Raw genomic sequence first — 1,670 nt, 5'->3', positions numbered from 1 at the left:
CCGAGGTCTTCCAGGTCGACTTCGACCCGGACGCGACGGCGTATCGCGACCTCCTGAAAGCGGTGTTCGAGTCGCACGACCCGCGCCACCAGACCCGGAAGACGCAGTACCAGAACGTCGTCCTGCCCGCGACGAAGAGCCAGCGGGCCGCCGTCGACGAGTTCCTGTCGGCGCGGGGACTCACCGCCGACGGAATCGGGACGCGCGTCGAGCGGCTCTCCCGCTTTTACCCGGCCGAGGCGTACCACCAGAAGTACCGCCTTCGGTCCGTCGCCTCGCTGATGGACGCGTTCGACGCCGCCGGCTACGGCGACGAAGCGCTTCGGGAGTCGCCGCTCGCGGCAAAGCTGAACGCGTACGCCGCCGGACACGACGTCGCGGTCGCGGAGAACCTCCCGCCGGAGTCCGACGGAATCGCCTGACTACGTCTCCCCCGGTTCGAGCGAGTTCGTCTCCGGCCGACCCGCCCGAGAAGCCGCCACGCCATGAAGAGCGCGACGGCCCAGACGGCGCCCGCCGAGATCGCGTTGAGATATCGGAGCCGGCCGTCGGTCGCGATCGCGTCTCCGAGCAGCCGGCCCCCCGCAGCAAGCCCGAGGAACCAGCCCCACGAGACGACGAGACACGCCGCGGTGAACGCCCACCGGCTCGGGGCCGCGTACGCCAGCGCGTTCGTCCCGATCACGCCGACCGTGTCCAAGACGGCGTGCGGATTGAGCAGCGAGAGCGACGCGGTGAATCCGACCTGCTCGCGCGCGCCCAACAGCTCACCCTCCCGGGCCTTCAGGTCGACGACGGGAGTCGACAGGAGCGTCCAACCCAACGTAGAGCAGGAAGGCCACGCCGCCGCCGAGTAGGACCGTCCGGAGCCACGCGTACTCAATCACGACCGCGGACACGCCGAGCACGCCGAGCAGGATCAGAACCGTGTCCGCGACGCCCGCCGTGACCACCGTCGGGATCGACCGGCGGAGGCGCGGCTGGACCGCCCCCTGCTGGAACACGAACACGTTCTGCGGCCCGACGGCGGCGATCAGCCCGACCGAGAGCGCGAATCCGTGGACGAACGCCGTGAGGGCCATCCGGTACTCCCACGGTGCCCCGGGACGGACTACCTGAATCAAGGAGAGAGTCCCGCCGTTCACGGCGGGCGTGAATCCGACACTCCACGTTACAAACCACGTTCGACAGCGCGCGGGTACGGGCAATCCGGACGGGTTCTCCGATCCTCCTCGTTCCCCCGTCGCCGAAGAAACGGCGGACGAATCCGCGGGGCGAGCGACACGCTAATGCGATCCCTCCCTGAACGACGGTCCATGCTAAGCTTCGACACAGGAGTCTCACGGGGGCCGCCGGACGGCGCCGACGAACGTACCGAAGACGGCGACGCGTCTCTCGCCGTAGGTGGTACGCGACACGGCCGGCTGACCGAGTCCGGGACGGAGCGGGGTCGCGTCTGATGGGCCGGACGTACGTCCCGGACGCGAACGAGTGGGAGCGGCGCGACCCCGAGGCGGTCGGGATCGACCCGGAGGCGGTCACGAGGGCGGTGAACTACACCGAGGACAGCGACGGGACCGACGCGCGGCGCGAGCAGGACGCGTTCTACTTGAAGCTGCTCGACGGAATCGAGTAGGCGGGCGGGGGCGCCGCGACGTGCCGGAGAGGGT

The 1,670-nt window shown here is 69.9% G+C and carries 4 protein-coding genes; 2 read left to right on the top strand and 2 right to left on the bottom strand.

From position 1 onward, the window contains the following. Positions 1–422: peptide-methionine (S)-S-oxide reductase (locus U4E84_RS16915; RefSeq protein ID WP_322533272.1), on the top strand; the 422-nt coding region annotated here is incomplete at its 5' end. Here U4E84_RS16915 and U4E84_RS16910 read toward each other — a convergent pair. Beyond that, complete coding sequence (locus tag U4E84_RS16910; protein ID WP_322533273.1) at positions 305–685, bottom strand: hypothetical protein; 381 nt, start codon at positions 683–685, stop codon at positions 305–307. The two genes, U4E84_RS16915 and U4E84_RS16910, sit on opposite strands and share 118 nt — an antisense overlap. A gap of 82 nt (positions 686–767) precedes the next feature. Next, positions 768–1,082 (bottom strand): LysE family transporter, encoded by a 315-nt coding sequence (locus U4E84_RS16905; RefSeq protein WP_322533271.1) that lies wholly within the window; start codon positions 1,080–1,082, stop codon positions 768–770. 377 nt (positions 1,083–1,459) lie between these two features. On the opposite strand from U4E84_RS16905, the gene U4E84_RS16900 reads away from it, so the two are divergent. Continuing rightward, positions 1,460–1,636 (top strand): hypothetical protein, encoded by a 177-nt coding sequence (locus U4E84_RS16900; protein ID WP_322533270.1) that lies wholly within the window; start codon positions 1,460–1,462, stop codon positions 1,634–1,636. Positions 1,637–1,670: the final 34 nt, after the last annotated feature.

This window comes from Halorubrum sp. AD140, from assembly GCF_034497445.1.
Classification (GTDB): domain Archaea; phylum Halobacteriota; class Halobacteria; order Halobacteriales; family Haloferacaceae; genus Halorubrum.
Note: the sequence above shows the minus strand (reverse complement) of the source record. Positions and strands in the feature narration are given on the sequence as shown.

Bases quoted from the DNA above. Each gene is read 5' to 3' on its own strand.
- U4E84_RS16900 (WP_322533270.1), top strand. From the start codon at position 1,460: ATGGGCCGGACGTACGTCCCGGACGCGAACGAGTGGGAGCGGCGCGAC.
- U4E84_RS16905 (WP_322533271.1), bottom strand. From the start codon at position 1,082: ATGGCCCTCACGGCGTTCGTCCACGGATTCGCGCTCTCGGTCGGGCTG.